At 72.2% G+C, this 15,817-nt stretch carries 13 protein-coding genes; 9 read left to right on the top strand and 4 right to left on the bottom strand.

Annotated features, from left to right (window positions below; genetic code table 11):
• Window positions 1–64: 64 nt before the first annotated feature.
• Entirely contained in the window at window positions 65–856 is a 792-nt protein-coding gene (lexA, locus tag ACZ51S_RS19835; protein WP_467892883.1) for a transcriptional repressor LexA, read from the bottom strand.
• A gap of 558 nt (window positions 857–1,414) precedes the next feature.
• Between lexA and nrdR the strand changes: the two genes are divergently transcribed.
• Together nrdR and ACZ51S_RS19825 are read left to right on the top strand one after the other, a co-directional pair.
• Window positions 1,415–1,930 (top strand): transcriptional regulator NrdR, encoded by a 516-nt coding sequence (gene nrdR, locus ACZ51S_RS19830; protein WP_388938244.1) that lies wholly within the window; start codon window positions 1,415–1,417, stop codon window positions 1,928–1,930.
• Window positions 1,931–2,064: 134 nt separating this feature from the next.
• Window positions 2,065–4,962, top strand: coding sequence for a vitamin B12-dependent ribonucleotide reductase (locus ACZ51S_RS19825; protein ID WP_468478871.1), 2,898 nt, complete (start codon window positions 2,065–2,067; stop codon window positions 4,960–4,962).
• Window positions 4,963–5,110: 148 nt separating this feature from the next.
• Here the strand turns inward: ACZ51S_RS19825 and ACZ51S_RS19820 are convergent, their stop codons facing one another.
• Window positions 5,111–6,070 carry a DUF1152 domain-containing protein gene (locus ACZ51S_RS19820; RefSeq protein WP_468802841.1) on the bottom strand — a complete coding sequence of 320 codons (960 nt, stop codon included), beginning with the start codon at window positions 6,068–6,070 and terminating at the stop codon, window positions 5,111–5,113.
• A gap of 65 nt (window positions 6,071–6,135) precedes the next feature.
• On the opposite strand from ACZ51S_RS19820, the gene ACZ51S_RS19815 reads away from it, so the two are divergent.
• From ACZ51S_RS19815 to ACZ51S_RS19790, 6 genes are all read left to right on the top strand, one after another.
• Entirely contained in the window at window positions 6,136–6,978 is an 843-nt protein-coding gene (locus ACZ51S_RS19815) for an arylamine N-acetyltransferase family protein (RefSeq protein WP_468478869.1), read from the top strand.
• A 32-nt stretch (window positions 6,979–7,010) separates the two neighbouring features.
• On the top strand, window positions 7,011–7,616 hold the full coding sequence (locus ACZ51S_RS19810; RefSeq protein ID WP_468478868.1) for a YdbC family protein: 606 nt from the start codon (window positions 7,011–7,013) through the stop codon (window positions 7,614–7,616).
• A gap of 73 nt (window positions 7,617–7,689) precedes the next feature.
• Entirely contained in the window at window positions 7,690–8,349 is a 660-nt protein-coding gene (locus ACZ51S_RS19805; RefSeq protein WP_468478867.1) for a histidine phosphatase family protein, read from the top strand.
• 11 nt (window positions 8,350–8,360) lie between these two features.
• Complete coding sequence (locus ACZ51S_RS19800) at window positions 8,361–9,275, top strand: ADP-ribosylglycohydrolase family protein (RefSeq protein WP_468478866.1); 915 nt, start codon at window positions 8,361–8,363, stop codon at window positions 9,273–9,275.
• A gap of 525 nt (window positions 9,276–9,800) precedes the next feature.
• The gene (locus ACZ51S_RS19795; protein ID WP_468802840.1) at window positions 9,801–10,511 is read left to right on the top strand and encodes a ribonuclease HII; all 711 of its coding nucleotides are present in this window, start codon (window positions 9,801–9,803) and stop codon (window positions 10,509–10,511) included.
• Between the two features lie 38 nt (window positions 10,512–10,549).
• Window positions 10,550–11,236, top strand: coding sequence for a hypothetical protein (locus ACZ51S_RS19790; protein ID WP_468802839.1), 687 nt, complete (start codon window positions 10,550–10,552; stop codon window positions 11,234–11,236).
• A gap of 136 nt (window positions 11,237–11,372) precedes the next feature.
• Here the strand turns inward: ACZ51S_RS19790 and ACZ51S_RS19785 are convergent, their stop codons facing one another.
• Together ACZ51S_RS19785 and ACZ51S_RS19780 are read right to left on the bottom strand one after the other, a co-directional pair.
• Complete coding sequence (locus tag ACZ51S_RS19785; protein WP_388938264.1) at window positions 11,373–12,002, bottom strand: hypothetical protein; 630 nt, start codon at window positions 12,000–12,002, stop codon at window positions 11,373–11,375.
• Window positions 12,003–12,217: 215 nt separating this feature from the next.
• Window positions 12,218–14,377 carry a RecQ family ATP-dependent DNA helicase gene (locus ACZ51S_RS19780; protein WP_468802838.1) on the bottom strand — a complete coding sequence of 720 codons (2,160 nt, stop codon included), beginning with the start codon at window positions 14,375–14,377 and terminating at the stop codon, window positions 12,218–12,220.
• Between the two features lie 123 nt (window positions 14,378–14,500).
• Here ACZ51S_RS19780 and ACZ51S_RS19775 point away from each other — a divergent pair, with 123 nt between their 5' ends.
• Window positions 14,501–15,763 (top strand): DUF4192 domain-containing protein, encoded by a 1,263-nt coding sequence (locus ACZ51S_RS19775; protein WP_468478863.1) that lies wholly within the window; start codon window positions 14,501–14,503, stop codon window positions 15,761–15,763.
• Window positions 15,764–15,817 lie beyond the last annotated feature (54 nt).

Below are 15,817 nucleotides of genomic sequence, written 5' to 3'. Positions count from 1 at the left end.
CATGCAACAGCTCCGGGACCGGCGCAGTGGGTCCCGGAGCTGGCTGAGGGGCGACGGGTCGGACTCAGACCCGGCGCAGTACGGCGACGACCTTGCCGAGGATGGTGGCCTCGTCGCCGGGGATCGGCTGGTAGGCGGAGTTGTGCGGGAGCAGCCACACGTGACCGTCCTCCCGCTTGAAGCGCTTGACGGTGGCCTCGCCGTCCAGCATCGCGGCGACGATGTCGCCGTTCTCCGCGACGGGCTGACGACGGACGGTGACCCAGTCGCCGTCGCAGATCGCGGCCTCGATCATCGAATCGCCGACGACCTTGAGGACGAACAGTTCGCCGTCGCCGACGAGCTGGCGGGGGAGCGGGAACACGTCCTCGACGGATTCCTCGGCCAGGATCGGGCCACCGGCGGCGATCCGGCCCACCAGGGGAACGTAGGAGGCCGCGGGCTTGCCGGTGGTGTCCGTGGGCTGCGAGCTGGGCTGGTCGGAGCCGCGCACCTCGTAGGCGCGGGGCCGGTGCGGGTCACGCCGCAGGAAGCCCTTGCGCTCCAGGGCCATCAGCTGGTGTGCCACGGAGGAGGTGCTGGAGAGGCCGACCGCCTGGCCGATCTCGCGCATCGACGGCGGGTAGCCGCGACGCTGCACCGAGTCCCGGATGACCTCGATCACCCTCCGCTGCCGGTCCGTGAGTCCGGAGCTGTCGGCGCGGATGCCTGGAGGCCGCCCTGGCAGGGAGCGCGCGGGGCGTACGGCCTCCGCCTCCTGGTTCTGACTTGCGTCATTCATGGCATGCACCGGCTCGAGTCGGCTCTGGGAGCGGTTCTGGGCAGTGATGGTGGCACTGTCTGCGGTGGTGGTCACGTCGTCGGCCCCTCTCGAAATGTTCTCCCTAGCTGGACAACGGTAGTTGCTTTCGAAAGGTTGCGCCAAACACACGTTCGAGTGAAAAATCGCGGATCGTCCACCTGGGTTAGATCGGCGGGTGTATGGGTGACCGGACCTGTGGATCGGGGCTGCTCACCGGCGTGGGTGACCGGTCCGGAGGCCGGCCGGGAGGGGTGTGGCCGGCCGGTCGGGCCGAACGCGGGTTCGGCTCCGCGTCCGCTCCTTACGGTACCCTTCCCGGTTGGATCGGCTGCGCCCGGGCGGGGCCCGGCGGTGTGCCCATTGTGGCACCGGGAGCCCCCGTATCCGGCCGTCGGGCACCGCGACACGCGGAGTGGGGTAAATCCGGCCCAACCCAAGATCTAGTGGTTGGATGGGCGCGGCCACCCAGAAGTTGTGGTCCCCGGTCCGCTGAGGCCCCCGGGATCGCATATGCTTGTGGCTGCTTCACGAGCCCCCGGCGGAGACTCGCTCTCCGTCGTCGACGGGCTCCGTGGGGTGATTCGATCGTGCCAAGAGGAGGGTGAGGGAACCATGCACTGCCCCTTCTGTAGGCACCCCGACAGCCGCGTCGTCGACAGCCGCACCACCGACGACGGAACGTCGATCCGCCGGCGCCGTCAGTGCCCCGACTGCTCCCGTCGCTTCACGACGGTGGAGACGGCCTCGCTGATGGTGATCAAGCGCAGCGGGGTCACCGAACCCTTCAGCCGTACCAAGGTCATCTCCGGCGTGCGCAAGGCGTGCCAGGGACGGCCGGTCACCGAGGACGCCCTCGCCAAGCTCGGCCAGCGGGTCGAGGAGGCGGTGCGCGCCACCGGGAGCGCCGAGCTGACCACCCACGACGTGGGTCTGGCCATACTCGGCCCGTTGCAGGAGCTCGACCTCGTCGCGTACCTGCGGTTCGCATCCGTTTACAGAGCGTTCGACACCCTTGAAGACTTCGAGACCGCCATCGCGGAACTCCGCGAGCCGCGGCCTCACCCCCATGAGTGCGAGCCCGGAGGGACCCCCCCGGTCGTCCCCGTGCCCGCCTCCGCCGCCGACTGACCGCTCGGCCGCAGCGCAGCGCGGTCCGGCCCGTCGGCACGGCGAGATTCGTAGATAGAAGACACACAGCACTGTGCCGCGGAATATCGCTGGCACTTTAGGGCGTTTTTGCCCGCATATGGGAGGCAGGCGGCATGACAGAGACGGCGAGCAGCTCGGCACGTGGTTCCCGCGCCAAGGGGACCAAGGCCGCCAAGGGCGGCCTGCGGATCGAGCGCATCCACACCACCCCCGGCGTGCACCCCTACGACGAGGTGAACTGGGAGCTCCGTGACGTCGTCATGACGAACTGGCGCGACGGCTCGGTCAACTTCGAGCAGCGCGGCGTCGAGTTCCCCGACTTCTGGTCGGTGAACGCGGTCAACATCGTCACCAGCAAGTACTTCCGCGGGGCCGTCGGCACCCCGCAGCGCGAGACCGGTCTGAAGCAGCTCATCGACCGCATCGTGAAGACGTACACGAAGGCCGGCGAGGACTACGACTACTTCGCGTCCCCCGCCGACGCGGAGATCTTCGAGCACGAGCTGACCTACGCCCTCCTGCACCAGATCTTCAGCTTCAACTCGCCGGTGTGGTTCAACGTCGGCACGCCCCAGCCGCAGCAGGTCTCCGCCTGCTTCATCCTGGCCGTCGACGACTCCATGGAGTCGATCCTCGACTGGTACAAGGAAGAGGGCATGATCTTCAAGGGCGGCTCCGGCGCCGGCCTGAACCTCTCCCGCATCCGCTCCTCCAAGGAGCTCCTCTCCTCCGGCGGCAACGCCTCCGGCCCGGTCTCCTTCATGCGAGGCGCCGACGCCTCCGCCGGAACGATCAAGTCGGGCGGCGCCACCCGCCGCGCGGCCAAGATGGTCGTCCTGGACGTGGACCACCCGGACGTCGAGGACTTCATCGCCACCAAGGTGAAGGAGGAGGAGAAGATCCGCGCCCTGCGCGACGCGGGCTTCGACATGGACCTGGGCGGCGACGACATCACGTCCGTCCAGTACCAGAACGCCAACAACTCCGTCCGAGTGAACGACGAGTTCATGACGGCCGTCGAGAACGGCACCAAGTTCGGCCTGCGCGCCCGCATGACCGGCGAGGTCATCGAGGAGGTCGACGCCAAGGCGCTCTTCCGCAAGCTGGCCGAGGCCGCCTGGGCCTGCGCCGACCCGGGCATCCAGTACGACGGTGTGATCAACAACTGGCACACCTGCCCCGAGTCCGGCCGCATCACCGCCTCGAACCCGTGCAGCGAGTACATGCACCTGGACAACACGTCCTGCAACCTCGCCTCGCTCAACCTGATGAAGTTCCTGAACGACGACGGCAAGGGCAACCAGTCCTTCGACGCCGAGCGCTTCGCCAAGGTCGTCGAGCTCGTCATCACCGCGATGGACATCTCCATCTGCTTCGCCGACTTCCCGACCCAGAAGATCGGCGAGAACACCCGCGCCTTCCGCCAGCTCGGCATCGGCTACGCCAACCTCGGCGCCCTGCTGATGGCGACCGGCCACGCCTACGACTCGGACGGCGGCCGCACCCTCGCCGCGTCGATCACCTCGCTGATGACCGGTACCGCGTACAAGCGCTCCGCCGAGCTGGCCGCCATCGTCGGCCCGTACGACGGCTACGCCCGCAACGCCGACTCGCACAAGCGCGTCATGAAGCAGCACGCCGACGCCAACGCCGTCGCGCCGCGCACCGAGGACCTGGACAACGCGATCTGGGCCGCGGCGACCGAGGCCTGGCAGGACGTCCTGCGCCTGGGCGAGAAGAACGGCTTCCGCAACGCCCAGGCCTCCGTCCTCGCGCCGACCGGCACCATCGGTCTCGCGATGTCCTGCGACACCACCGGTGTCGAGCCGGACCTGGCCCTGGTCAAGTTCAAGAAGCTCGTCGGCGGCGGCTCGATGCAGATCGTCAACGGCACCGTGCCGCAGGCCCTGCGCCGCCTCGGCTACGCGGAAGAGCAGATCGAGGTGATCGTCTCCCACATCGCCGAGCACGGCAATGTCGTCGACGCGCCCGCCCTCAAGCCCGAGCACTACGAGGTCTTCGACTGCGCCATGGGCGAGCGTTCCATCTCCCCGATGGGCCACGTCCGCATGATGGCCGCGATCCAGCCCTGGATCTCCGGCGCGATCTCGAAGACGGTCAACATGCCGGAGTCGGCGACCGTCGAGGAGATCGAGGAGATCTACTTCGAGGCGTGGAAGCTGGGCGTCAAGGCGCTCGCGATCTACCGCGACAACTGCAAGGTCGGCCAGCCCCTCTCCGCCAAGAAGAAGGAGGAGGAGAAGGCCGAGATCACCGAGAAGGCCGAGGAGACCATCCGCACGGCGGTCGAGAAGGTCATCGAGTACCGCCCGGTCCGCAAGCGCCTCCCCAAGGGCCGTCCCGGGATCACCACCTCCTTCACGGTCGGTGGCGCCGAGGGCTACATGACCGCGAACTCCTACCCGGACGACGGTCTGGGCGAGGTCTTCCTGAAGATGTCGAAGCAGGGTTCCACCCTCGCGGGCATGATGGACGCCTTCTCGATCGCCGTCTCCGTCGGTCTGCAGTACGGCGTCCCGCTGGAGACGTACGTCGCGAAGTTCACGAACATGCGCTTCGAGCCGGCCGGTATGACGGACGACCCGGACGTGCGCATGGCCCAGTCCATCGTCGACTACATCTTCCGTCGCGTGGCCCTGGACTTCCTGCCCTTCGAGACCCGCTCGGCGCTCGGCATCCACTCCGCCGAGGAGCGCCAGCGCCACCTCGACACCGGCTCCTACGAGCCGCTCGAGGACGAGGAGCTCGACACCGAGTCCCTCGCCCAGTCGGCGCCGCTCGCGTCGGTCCCGACCGCTTCCGCCCCGAAGCCGGCCGCGACCGTCCCGGTCCCGGCCCCCAAGACGGCGCACAGCAACGCCGAACTGGTCGAGATGCAGCTCGGCGTCTCCGCCGACGCCCCGCTCTGCTTCTCCTGCGGTACGAAGATGCAGCGCGCCGGCTCCTGCTACATCTGCGAGGGCTGCGGTTCCACCAGCGGCTGCAGCTGAAGAAGCGCGGAATCGGTTCCGGTTCCGTGATCGGACACCCCCGCCCAGGTCGTTGACCCGCGGGTGAGAGAGGGAGCCGCCCCCCGGGCGGCTCCCTCTCCGCCGTTCCCGGCCCGCGGCGACGACGGCAGCGGCGTGGCCGGCACCGTCAGTGCGGGATCGCGCGGGAAGGACGGGTGACCAGGTCCTCGCGGAACTCCGCGATCCTGGAGTGGACCTGGCGCATCAGGTGGGTGTCCTCGATGCGGTCCAGGTAGAGGCAGCGGTCGGCCAGCCCGCGCAGCTCGAAGGCGAAGCACAGGGACATCAGCGGGTTCACGAAGAGCTCGCTGCCCCGGGTGCGTTCGGTGAACCGCACGTCGCCGAAGGAGCCGCGCACGGCCGCCGCGATCGAACCCGCCACGATGCTCGGACGGTCCGGCGTGTGGTCCTGGGCGTGCGCCACCGCGTCCAGGAAGAGCGCGCCCTCCCGCGTGGCCCGGGGTATCGAGAACGCGCCGAGGTAGGCCCCGTCCCGCTCCAGCGCCGCGATGTTCTCCAGGACCAGGGCGTGGCTGACCCCGTGGTACGCGTCCACCCCGAAGCCGACCGACACCACGAGCCGTTCCGGTACGTCGTCCAGCGCGGCCAGCGCCGCCACGCTGGTCAGGTCCTCCTCGGGCGTCCCCAGGCCGGCCTCGTCGCCCCGCATCAGGATGTCGGTGCCCCCGTCGATCAGCACCACCGCGTCGATCCGGTGGAGGTCGATCAGCGCCCGGTAGGCGGCGCGCAGCGGCTGCACCCCGACCTGGGGGAAGGCGTACACCGTCGAGGGATAACGGTGCAGCCGGAGCCACCGCGCGAGGGTCCGTTCCGGGAAGTAGGCCAGGTGGGGCGCGGACTCCGGGGTGACGGCGGCCAGGTCGGGAGCCGTCCAGTCCTCGGCGGGCAGGCCGGCCAGGGTGCTGAAGGAGAGGTTGGCCAGGTGCACTTCCTTGCCCTGGTGCAGCAGCGAGAGCGCGATGGGCAGGCCCGAGTAGATGTCGAAGCCACCTCCGGCGCCGGCGACGAGGATCCGCCGCGCCGTGGCGAGACGGTCGAAGAGGGGGTTGGTGTGCAGGGCGGTCATGGTGATCATTGTGCGGGGCCCGGGTCTGCGCGGGCACGGGGATTTCGGCGGGGGAGCGGGGAGCCATGTGGAGCGGGGACGAACTGGACCTGGACGCGTACCTGGAGCGGATCGGGCTCGGGGCGGGGACGGGGCGGGCGGCGCGGGAACTCCGGCCGGACCTCGAGACGTTGTACGAGGTACACCGGGCCCACACCGCCGCCATCCCCTTCGAGAGCCTGGACGTCCTGCTCGGCCGCCCCGTCGCGCTGGAGGTCGAGGCCATCGAGGACAAGCTCGTACGCGCCCGCAGGGGTGGCTACTGCTACGAGCAGAACTCGCTGCTGGCCGCCGCCCTGGAGAGGATCGGCTACGAGGTCTCCGGGCGCGGCGCCCGCAACCGCACCCGGGGCGATTCCGTCCCGGCGGTGACGCACGCGATGCTCGTCGTCACCGTCGAGGGCGAACCGTGGCTCTGCGACGCCGGGTTCGGCTACATGGGCCCGCGCGAGCCCGTCCCGCTCGCGCGGCCCGGCAGGGAGGTTCGCCAGGGCCCGTGGGCGTACGCCGTCCACGAGGAGGAGGACGGCGTCCTCGTGCTCCGCACCCGCCGCGGTGAGGAGTGGCGCGACCTGTACGCCTTCTCCCCGCAGCGGTACCACCCCGTCGACTACGTCGTGCTGAACCATTACAGCTCCACCCACCCCCGCTCCGCCTTCCTGGGCAAGACCCTCGTGCAGCTCCCGGGCGACACCGTGCGCACGACGCTCGTGGACCACGAGCTCATGCGTCTGCACCCCGACGGGCGGACCGAGCGGGAGGCCGTGGGCTCCGATCGTCTGCTCGCTCTCCTCGGCCGGGAGTTCGGGCTTCGGCTGCCCGAGCGGGATGCGGCGGAACTGGTACGGATCCACCGCTCCGGGGACTGACCGGGGCCGCGCCCGGCCCGTACGATGGCGCGGTGCTGGTCAAGTGGATTCGCTGCACGGTGACGGACCGACGCGGGTTCGAGCGCGGGCAGCGCAAGTGGGCGGGGCTGCCCGGCGAACCCGGTTTCCGGGGGCAGGGCGGCGGCTGGAGCAGAGGCCGGCAGGGGGTCGCGCATGTCTTCGCGTTCTGGGAGAGCCGGTCCTTCTACGACTCCTTCATGGCCCGCTCGCACGACAGACTGGCGGCCTCGCAGAACGGCACCTACACCGACGCGAGGGTCACGCTCTTCGACCACCGCTTCGACGTGAAGACGGGCTTCGAGCCGCGCTTCAGCGACGCCGACGTGGTCCGCGTCGCCCACACCCGGGTACGGGAAGGGCGCGTGGACCACTTCGCGCTGATGCAGGAGAAGGTGTGGAACCCGGCCATGGCGGGATCGCCTGGCATGATCCGGGGCCTGTTCGGGGAGGCGCCCGGCCGGGAGTTCCTGGTGCTGTCGATGTGGCGGGCGGCGGCGGAACACGGCAAGTACCGGCAGGAGAGGGTGGAGCGGCTGTCGCTGCGCGCCCAGACCGAAGCGGACGTCGAAGCGCTCACCGGGGACGTGGTCGACCTCGAATCCAGCTGGACGGTATGACCGTAGGACAACCGTCATCCCCGTCCGGCGTGCCCGGGTCACCCCCGCCCCGGAGGCCGAATAGGGTCGGGGGATGGTTCGACCACGGCGCATCGTCCTTGTCCGGCACGGGGAATCGGAGGGAAACGTCGATGACACGGTGTACGAGCGGGAGCCCGACCACGCGCTGCGGCTGACCCGAGCCGGCCGCGAGCAGGCCGCGGCGGCGGGGGCGCGGCTGCGCGAGCTCTTCGGGGAGGAGACCATCAGCGCGTACGTCTCCCCCTACCGCCGGACCCTGCAGACCTTTCGCGAGCTGCGGCTGGACCCGGCGCGGGTACGCATGCGCGAGGAGCCCCGGCTGCGCGAGCAGGACTGGGGGAACTGGCAGGACCGCGACGACGTCAAGCTCCAGAAGGCGTACCGGGACGCGTACGGCCACTTCTTCTACCGCTTCGCGCAGGGCGAGTCGGGCGCCGACGTCTACGACCGCGTCGGCTCCTTCCTGGAGAGCCTCTACCGCAGCTTCGAGGCACCGGACCATCCCGAGAACGTCCTGCTGGTCACCCACGGGCTGACCATGCGGCTCTTCTGCATGCGCTGGTTCCACTGGTCGGTGGCCGAGTTCGAAGCCCTCTCGAACCCGGGCAACGGAGAATTCCGCGTCCTGCAGCTCGGACCCGACGGCCGGTACCGGCTGGACCGCCCGTTTGAGCGGTGGACCACACCCGAGCCTTATGACCTGGACGGCTAAAGTGACGCGCGATGACCGCTGACTCCACTCCCGAGACGCGCTACGCACGCGCCATGTCCAGCCTCCGAGGGCTGGCGCTGGGGGACGCCCTGGGCTCCCAGTACTTCGTTCCCGTCAACTATCCGCTGCTCAAGCGGCGCGAGCTGCCCGCCGGCAGCGAGCCGTGGCAGTGGACCGACGACACCGAGATGGCCTGCTCGGTGGTGGCCGTGCTGGCCAGGCACGGGCGCATCGACCAGGACGCGCTGGCTGCCTCCTTCGCCGGCCACCACGACTTCGACCGCGGTTACGGGCCCGCCGTGAACCGGATGCTGCGCCTCGTCCGGGAGGGTGAGGACTGGCGCACGCTGGCCGCCGAGCTCTTCAACGGGCAGGGCTCCTGGGGCAACGGCGCCGCCATGCGGATCGCCCCGCTCGGGGCCTGGTACGCGGACGACCCCGAGCAGGCCACGCACCAGGCGGAGATCTCCGCCTACACCACCCACCAGCACCGCGAGGCGGTGTGCGGGGCGATGGCGGTCGCCGCCGCGGCCGCGCTGGCGGCGTCCCCGGCCGGCGTGCCGACCGCCGAGGACCTGCTGGACGGGGTGATCGCGCTCGTGCCGCGCAGTGCCGTGGGCGCGGGGGTGCGCAGGGCGCGGGACATGCTGGACTACGGCGACGCGACCACGGTGGCCGCGGTACTGGGCTGCGGGCGGCGCACGAGCGCCCACGACACGGTGCCCTTCGCGCTGTGGTCGGCGGCCCGGGCGCTGGACGACTACGAGCGGGCGTTCTGGACCACCGCCCAGGTGGGCGGCGACGTCGACACCACCTGCGCGATCGTCGGCGGGGTGCTGGGAGGGCGCGGGGACGCGGTGCTGCCGCAGGCGTGGCTGGACCGGACCGAGGCCCTCCCGGCGTGGCTGCCGGCCCTGCCCGGGTGACGCTCCCCGGCCCGTGAGCCGCCCCGCGGCTCGCGCTGCGCGCGGTTCTTCGCGAATGCGATCACGTGCAGGGCGGCCCGTTCCGCGAGGTGGTCCGGAACGGGCCGGGCGGGGCGGCGCCAGAGGTGATCCGTGAGCTGTTCAACGCGGAATCATGCCAGGGACGTGCGTTCCGACGCCAGGGGCGCCATGCTCACCAAGGTGAGTGCGGTGATGCTCAGGGACCGCGCCAGGGTGTGCGGGAGCGAAGGACCCGACGCCGAGATCGCGGAGGCGGGCCGGCGGGCCAGCGGGCCAGCGGTGCCGGTGCTCCGCGCGCGAACCGCGGCCGAGCTCCGCGGCCGCCTCCGTACGGGCTCGGCGACACCCGCGCACGAGCCCGCGCGGGCAGCTCGCGAAGCCGGCGGAGGAGCCCGGGGCGCAGCCGGGTACGCGCGCCACGCCGACCCGCGGACGCCCCCGGACACCGCTTGCCCCGGGCCGGGGTGTGCAGGCGGCGCGGGGCGGCGTAACCTTGCTGGCGCCATGCCGTACGAAGCACCCACCCACACCGTCGAGCGCTCCCTCCGTGCAACCACCGGCGCCAGGGTCATCGCCGGGGTCGACGAGGTCGGACGAGGGGCCTGGGCCGGCCCCGTCACCGTCTGCGCGGCGATCACCGGCCTGCGCCGGCCGCCCGAGGGCCTCACCGACTCCAAACTGCTCACCCCGAAGCGGCGCGACGTGCTGCTCGAGGTCCTGGAGGACTGGGTCACCGCACACGCCCTCGGCCACGCCTCCCCGGAAGAGATCGACGAACTCGGCATGACGGCGGCCCTGCGGCTCGCGGCGGTGCGCGCGCTGGAGGCGCTCCCGGTCCGGCCCGACGCGGTGATACTCGACGGCAAGCACGACTACCTCGGCCCGCCCTGGCGGGTCCGTACGGTCATCAAGGGCGACCAGTCCTGCGTCGCCGTGGCCGCGGCCTCGGTGATCGCCAAGGTCCGGCGCGACCGGATGATGGCCGAACTCGGCGTACCGGGCGACGGAATCGAGGACTTCGCCTTCGCCGCCAACGCCGGCTACCCCTCGCCCGTGCACCGGGCCGCATTGGAGGTGCGCGGGCCCACCGCGTACCACCGGCTCTCGTGGTCCTACCTCGACGCGCTGCCCCAGTGGCGGCACTTGAAGAAGGTGCGCCGCAGCGAGGAAGCGATGGAACTGGAAAACGGAGGCCAACTCGGCTTCGATTTCTGATCGCACCCACGTGCCACCGACCGGTACGTTTCGTACCGGTGTTTGATAGATATCAACTCCCGCCTCTCACCCCCGCCATCGAGGAGCCTCAGATTCACGAGAGTGCCCAGGGTCCCCGCGTCACGCCGGCCGCGAGCCGCACCGCGCAGACCCCCCGCCCTGTACCTGGTCCGCGTCCCGTAGCCGTTCCCCGGCCCGGGCGCCCCGGTCCCTCTCCCGCGGCGGCGAGCCCCGCGGGTGTCGCCCCCCGGCCCGGTCCGCCCGCGCCGCGCGCGGCACAGGCCACCCCCGGACCCGTTCCCGCAGCCTCCGCCGCGCCGTCCGTCTCGGCGGCGGTTCCGCAGGTCCAGCTGATCCCGGCCTCCGCCGAGGGTGCGCTGGACGCGGCCGAGGAGGCCGTGGACCTGCTGCTCGACACCGGGCGCGCGCCCGGCGAGATCCTGGTGATCACCACCGGCGACCCGCACCCGTGGGCCGCCCACGAGCTGTCCTTCGGCGAGGCCTCCTACTGGGCCCAGCACGACGCCGGGGACGACGTCTTCTACGCGGACGCGGCGCACGTGCAGCGCGCCTCCGGCCGCCCCGTCGTGGTCTTCGCGGCCAACGGCGGACCGGCCGGGGCGACTTCCACCGCGCTGCCGGTGGCGCTCGCCCGGGCGGGTGCGCTGCTGATCGTGTGCGGCGACGTCGCGCAGATCAACTCCGTGCTGAGCGCGAGCGTCTGACGCTCCGTATCCCGTACGGGCGAGGGGCGGGGCGGGCCGCGGGCCGGCCCCGCTGAAGGCCGCCCCCGGCCGGCCGGTGCCGGCGGTGCCGACGGTTTCCGGGGCGCCGCCGCGCCGGAGCCCGCCGGCGCGGGCCTCAGCGCGCGGCGGTCCGGCGCAGGGCCTCCGCGGCGCCGCCCACGGTGCTCAGGGTGAGCGGTGCGGGATCGGTGGTCACGGAGCCCAGCGGCTCCGGACGCGAGTCCGAGCCGGGCCGCCGCCCGCCCCGGCCGTCCCCCAGCACCTGCCAGCCGCCGCGGGTCAGCGTGATGTACGCGCCGCAGCGCAGCCCGTGCAGCGTGCAGGCGTCACGCAGCCCCCACATCCAGGCGCCGTCCTCCTCGGTCCAGCGCTCGTCACCCTCACGGCAGTACATCAGCACCGCCGTCCGGACCGGGGTCCGTCGCCGCAGGTCGTGCGGGATGATCCGGCGCAGCCGCGAGAGCAGCGCGTTGCGGTACTCCCAGCCGTCCGCCGAAACGGACTTCTGCACGAACGAGGCGCTCGCGACGAGCTCTTCCTCGGGGCCCAGCACGGCAATGACGGCCGTGGCCGGAACCGGGCTGTGGCGGGAGTGCAGCCCGCTGACCACCTCGCGCGGATTGCGCAGCAGGGGAACCCCCGCCGCCGTCCACTCGGAGGGCTCGAGCAGTCTGCCGTGCCGGCTCGTGCCACCGGCCGCCGCTGCCAGTGACGTGGTCGAGGACGGGGCGAATCCGAAGGTCACGGTCCTCCCTTCGGGTACACGCCCGCGTACGGGCACGGCTGAGGTGTGGGCGCGCCGCGGCGCGGCCCAGGAGAGTGCCGACGAGCCGAGCGGGAGCACTCCGATTCTCGCGCGGCCCGCGAGGATGGGGCAATGAGCATTTGCGGCCGCGGACCGGAATTCGCCGGTATGCCGCTCATATCCTTGCCCCGCCACACCGGAGATGACGCATTCCGCTACGGCTGGAGGGCGAGCACCAGCGGAAACACCCCTTCGACCCCTGCCCGCCGCAGCAGCCGGGCGGCCACCGCGAGGGTCCATCCGCTCTCCGCGCGATCGTCGACGAGGAGCACCGGACCCTGGACCCCGGCAAGGCTGGCCGCCAGGGCTGGCGGGACGGTCAACGCCTGGTGGAGCGCCCGGACCCGCTGGGCGCTGTTCGAGGACGGCAGCCCGAACTCCGGTGCCTGATCCGTGTATTCCAGGGATCCCAGCAGCGGGAGCCGCCCCACCTCGGCGATGCGCGCGGCCAGGGAACCGACCAGCTGGGGGCGGCTGCGCGAAGGCAGCGCCACCACGCCCACGGGCCGGGCCGGGGCGTCGGCCGCCCCCGAGGCCCAACCGCCGGGCCCCCGGGCCCAGTCGGCGAGCACGGCCACCACGGCCTGTACGACATCGTCCGGAACGGGCTGATCGGCCGCCTGCGGGGCCAGCATGGGGCGCAGCCGGTTGCCCCAGCCGATGTCGGACAGCCTGCCCAGGGCGCGGCCGGTAGAGGACTGCTCCCCGGCCGGGATCCGCCCCTTGAGGTCCACGCCCACCGCCGCGAGGCCGGTCGGCCACATCCTGCGCGGTTCCAGTTCCACGCCGGGACGGCCCAGTTCGCCCCGGGCGGTGTCCAGCGCGGCACCGGAGACCTCCGCTGTGAAGCGGGCGCCGGCACAGTTGTCGCAGCGGCCGCAGGGAACGGCCTCCTCGTCGTCGAGCTGGCGGCGCAGGAACTCCATCCGGCACGCGGTGGTCGCCACGTAGTCCCGCATCGCCTGCTGCTCCGCGGCCCGCTGCCTGGCCACCCAGGCGTAGCGCTCGGCGTCGTAGGCCCAGGGCTCACCGGTGGCGGTCCAGCCGCCCTTGACGCGGTGGACGGCGCCGTCGACGTCGAGCACCTTGAGCATCGTCTCCAGCCGGGTGCGGCGCAGGTCGACCAGCGGCTCCAGAGCGGGCAGTGACAGCGGACGGCCCGCCTGCGCCAGCACGTCCAGGGTGCGGCGGACCTGCTCCTCCGGAGGGAAGGCCACCGACGCGAAGTACTGCCAGATCGCCTCGTCCTCCCGGCCCGGCAGCAGCAGGACCTCGGCGTGCTCGACACCGCGGCCCGCGCGGCCGACCTGCTGGTAGTAGGCGATGGGGGAGGAGGGCGAGCCCAGGTGCACCACGAAGCCCAGATCGGGCTTGTCGAAGCCCATCCCCAGGGCGGACGTCGCCACCAGGGCCTTGACCCGGTTGGCCTGGAGGTCGCTCTCCGCCTGCTCGCGGTCGGCGTTCTCGGTCTTGCCGGTGTACGAGGAGACCGTGTGCCCGCGGTGGCGCAGGTAGGCGGTGACCTCCTCGGCGGCGGCCACCGTCAGGGTGTAGACGATTCCGGAACCCGGCAGCTCGGCCAGGTGGTCGGCGAGCCAGGCCAGCCGGTGGGCCGCGTCGGGCAGCGTCAGGACGGCCAGGCTCAGGCTCTCGCGGTCCAGCGGGCCGCGCAGCACCAGCGCGTCCGTGCCGGCGCCGGTACCCAGCTGCTCCGCGACGTCGGCCGTCACCCGGGCGTTGGCGGTCGCGGTCGTCGCCAGCACGGGAACGCCCGGCGGGAGATCGGCGAGCATCGTGCGCAGCCGGCGGTAGTCGGGACGGAAGTCGTGGCCCCAGTCGGAGATGCAGTGCGCCTCGTCGACCACGAGCAGCCCCGTGGCCGCCGCCAGCTTGGGGAGCACCTGGTCGCGGAAGTCGGGATTGTTGAGCCGCTCCGGGCTGACCAGCAGGACGTCGACCTCGCCCGCCGCCACCTCGGCCTGGATGCCCTCCCACTCCTCGGGGTTGGCGGAGTTGATGGTGCGCGCGTGGATACCGGCCCGGGCGGCGGCCTCGACCTGATTGCGCATCAGCGCGAGCAGCGGGGAGACGATGACCGTCGGACCGGCTCCGGCGGCCCGCAGCAGGGAGGTGGCCACGAAGTAGACCGCGGACTTGCCCCAGCCCGTGCGCTGCACGACCAGGGCCCGCCGCTTGTGCGCGACGAGGGCCTCGATCGCCCGCCACTGGTCCTCGCGCAGCCGTGCGGTGCCCGTGGGGTCGCCCACGAGGCGGGCGAGTACGGAATCGGCCGAGGACCTCAGGTCTGCGTTCATGCCCCCATGCAACCCGATGCCTCTGACATCGCGCCAATGCGGCCCCGCACCTGTGGATGTTCAAGACCGGACGAGTTATCCACAGGGGTTTCCGGTCCGGGCCGGGCACGGGACCGTCGACGCATGACGACGAACAGCGAATCACCCAGCCCGTCCGGACGGCCCTCCCTCAGTCCTTCCGGAGCCCCCTCCGAATCCCAGATCACCCTGCGCAGCCCGGCGGAACTGGCCGACGCGCTGCCCTACATGCTCGGCTTCCACCCCACCGACTCCCTCGTCATGGTCACCGTGCACGGCGAGAACGGACGCTTCGGCGGCCGGCTCCGCGTGGGCATCCCCCTCGCCCCCGCGGAATGGGAGGACACCGCCCGGCAGGTCGCCGAATGCCTGATCCGCGGCAGCGAACGGCGCGGCGACAAGCCCGACGGCATCGTGGTCTTCCTCTGCCAGGACCCCAGGGACGGCGAGAGCGGGCAGCGGGTCATGACCCGGCTGCGGCCGCTCGCCCAGCGGCTGCGGATCGCCTGCGGCGCCCTCGACGTACCGGTCCTGGAGGCCCTGTGCCTCTCCGCCGGCCGCTACTGGTCCTACACCTGCGGCGACGACGGATGCTGCCCGGCCGAGGGAAACCCGCTGGCCCCGCCCGGCACCTCGGTGATGGCCGCCGCGGCCACCTTCGCGGGGCTCCAGGTCCGGGGCTCCCTCAAGGAAATCGAAAGCCGGCTGACCCCGCTCGGCGGGACCTGGGCCGTCGAGCAGGAGGAAGCCCTGGAGCGGGCCGCCACCGCCCTCGTGCCGAGGATCCTCGACGGGGCGACCAGGGAGGAGGTCGGCGCGGAGACCCTCGCCCTGGCCCGGACCCTGATGCGGCGCCTGACCCTCGCACCGCCCGTGGAGGGCGGCCCCCGCGCCGACGACTGGGACGACGCGCTGCTCGGCCACGACGAGGCCGCCGCCGTGATCCTCGGGCTCCAGGACCGGGAGATCCGCGACATCGCCGCCGAGTGGATGGAGGACGAGGAGGCCGCCCCCGCCCTGAGGCTGTGGCGGGCCCTCGCCCGGCGCTGCGTCGGGGCCTACGGGGAACACGCGGCCGCCCCGCTGACCCTGGCCGGCTGGGTCTCGTGGTCCACCGGTGACGAGCCGACCGCCCGGATCGCCTTCGGGCTGGCCCTGCGCGCCGACGCCGAGTACCGCTTCGCCCAGCTGCTCCACCACGCCTGCAACGAGGGCATCGACCCCGAGGGCCTGCGGGAGTGCCTGCGCGAGGAGCGCAGGCGCCGCGAACCGGGCCGCAGGAGGCGGGCCGCGGCCACCCGCCCGCCCGGCCGCCGCACCGGGCGGCACCGCCGCGCCTCCCGCCGCCCCGAGGGGAGCGGGCAGTGAGCCCCCGCCAGGTCCGTGCGGGGGCCCGACGGCGGCCGGCCGGCACGGCCCCGC

The sequence above is a fragment of the Streptomyces sp. NPDC034043 genome, from assembly GCF_055575675.1.
Note: the sequence above shows the minus strand (reverse complement) of the source record. Positions and strands in the feature narration are given on the sequence as shown.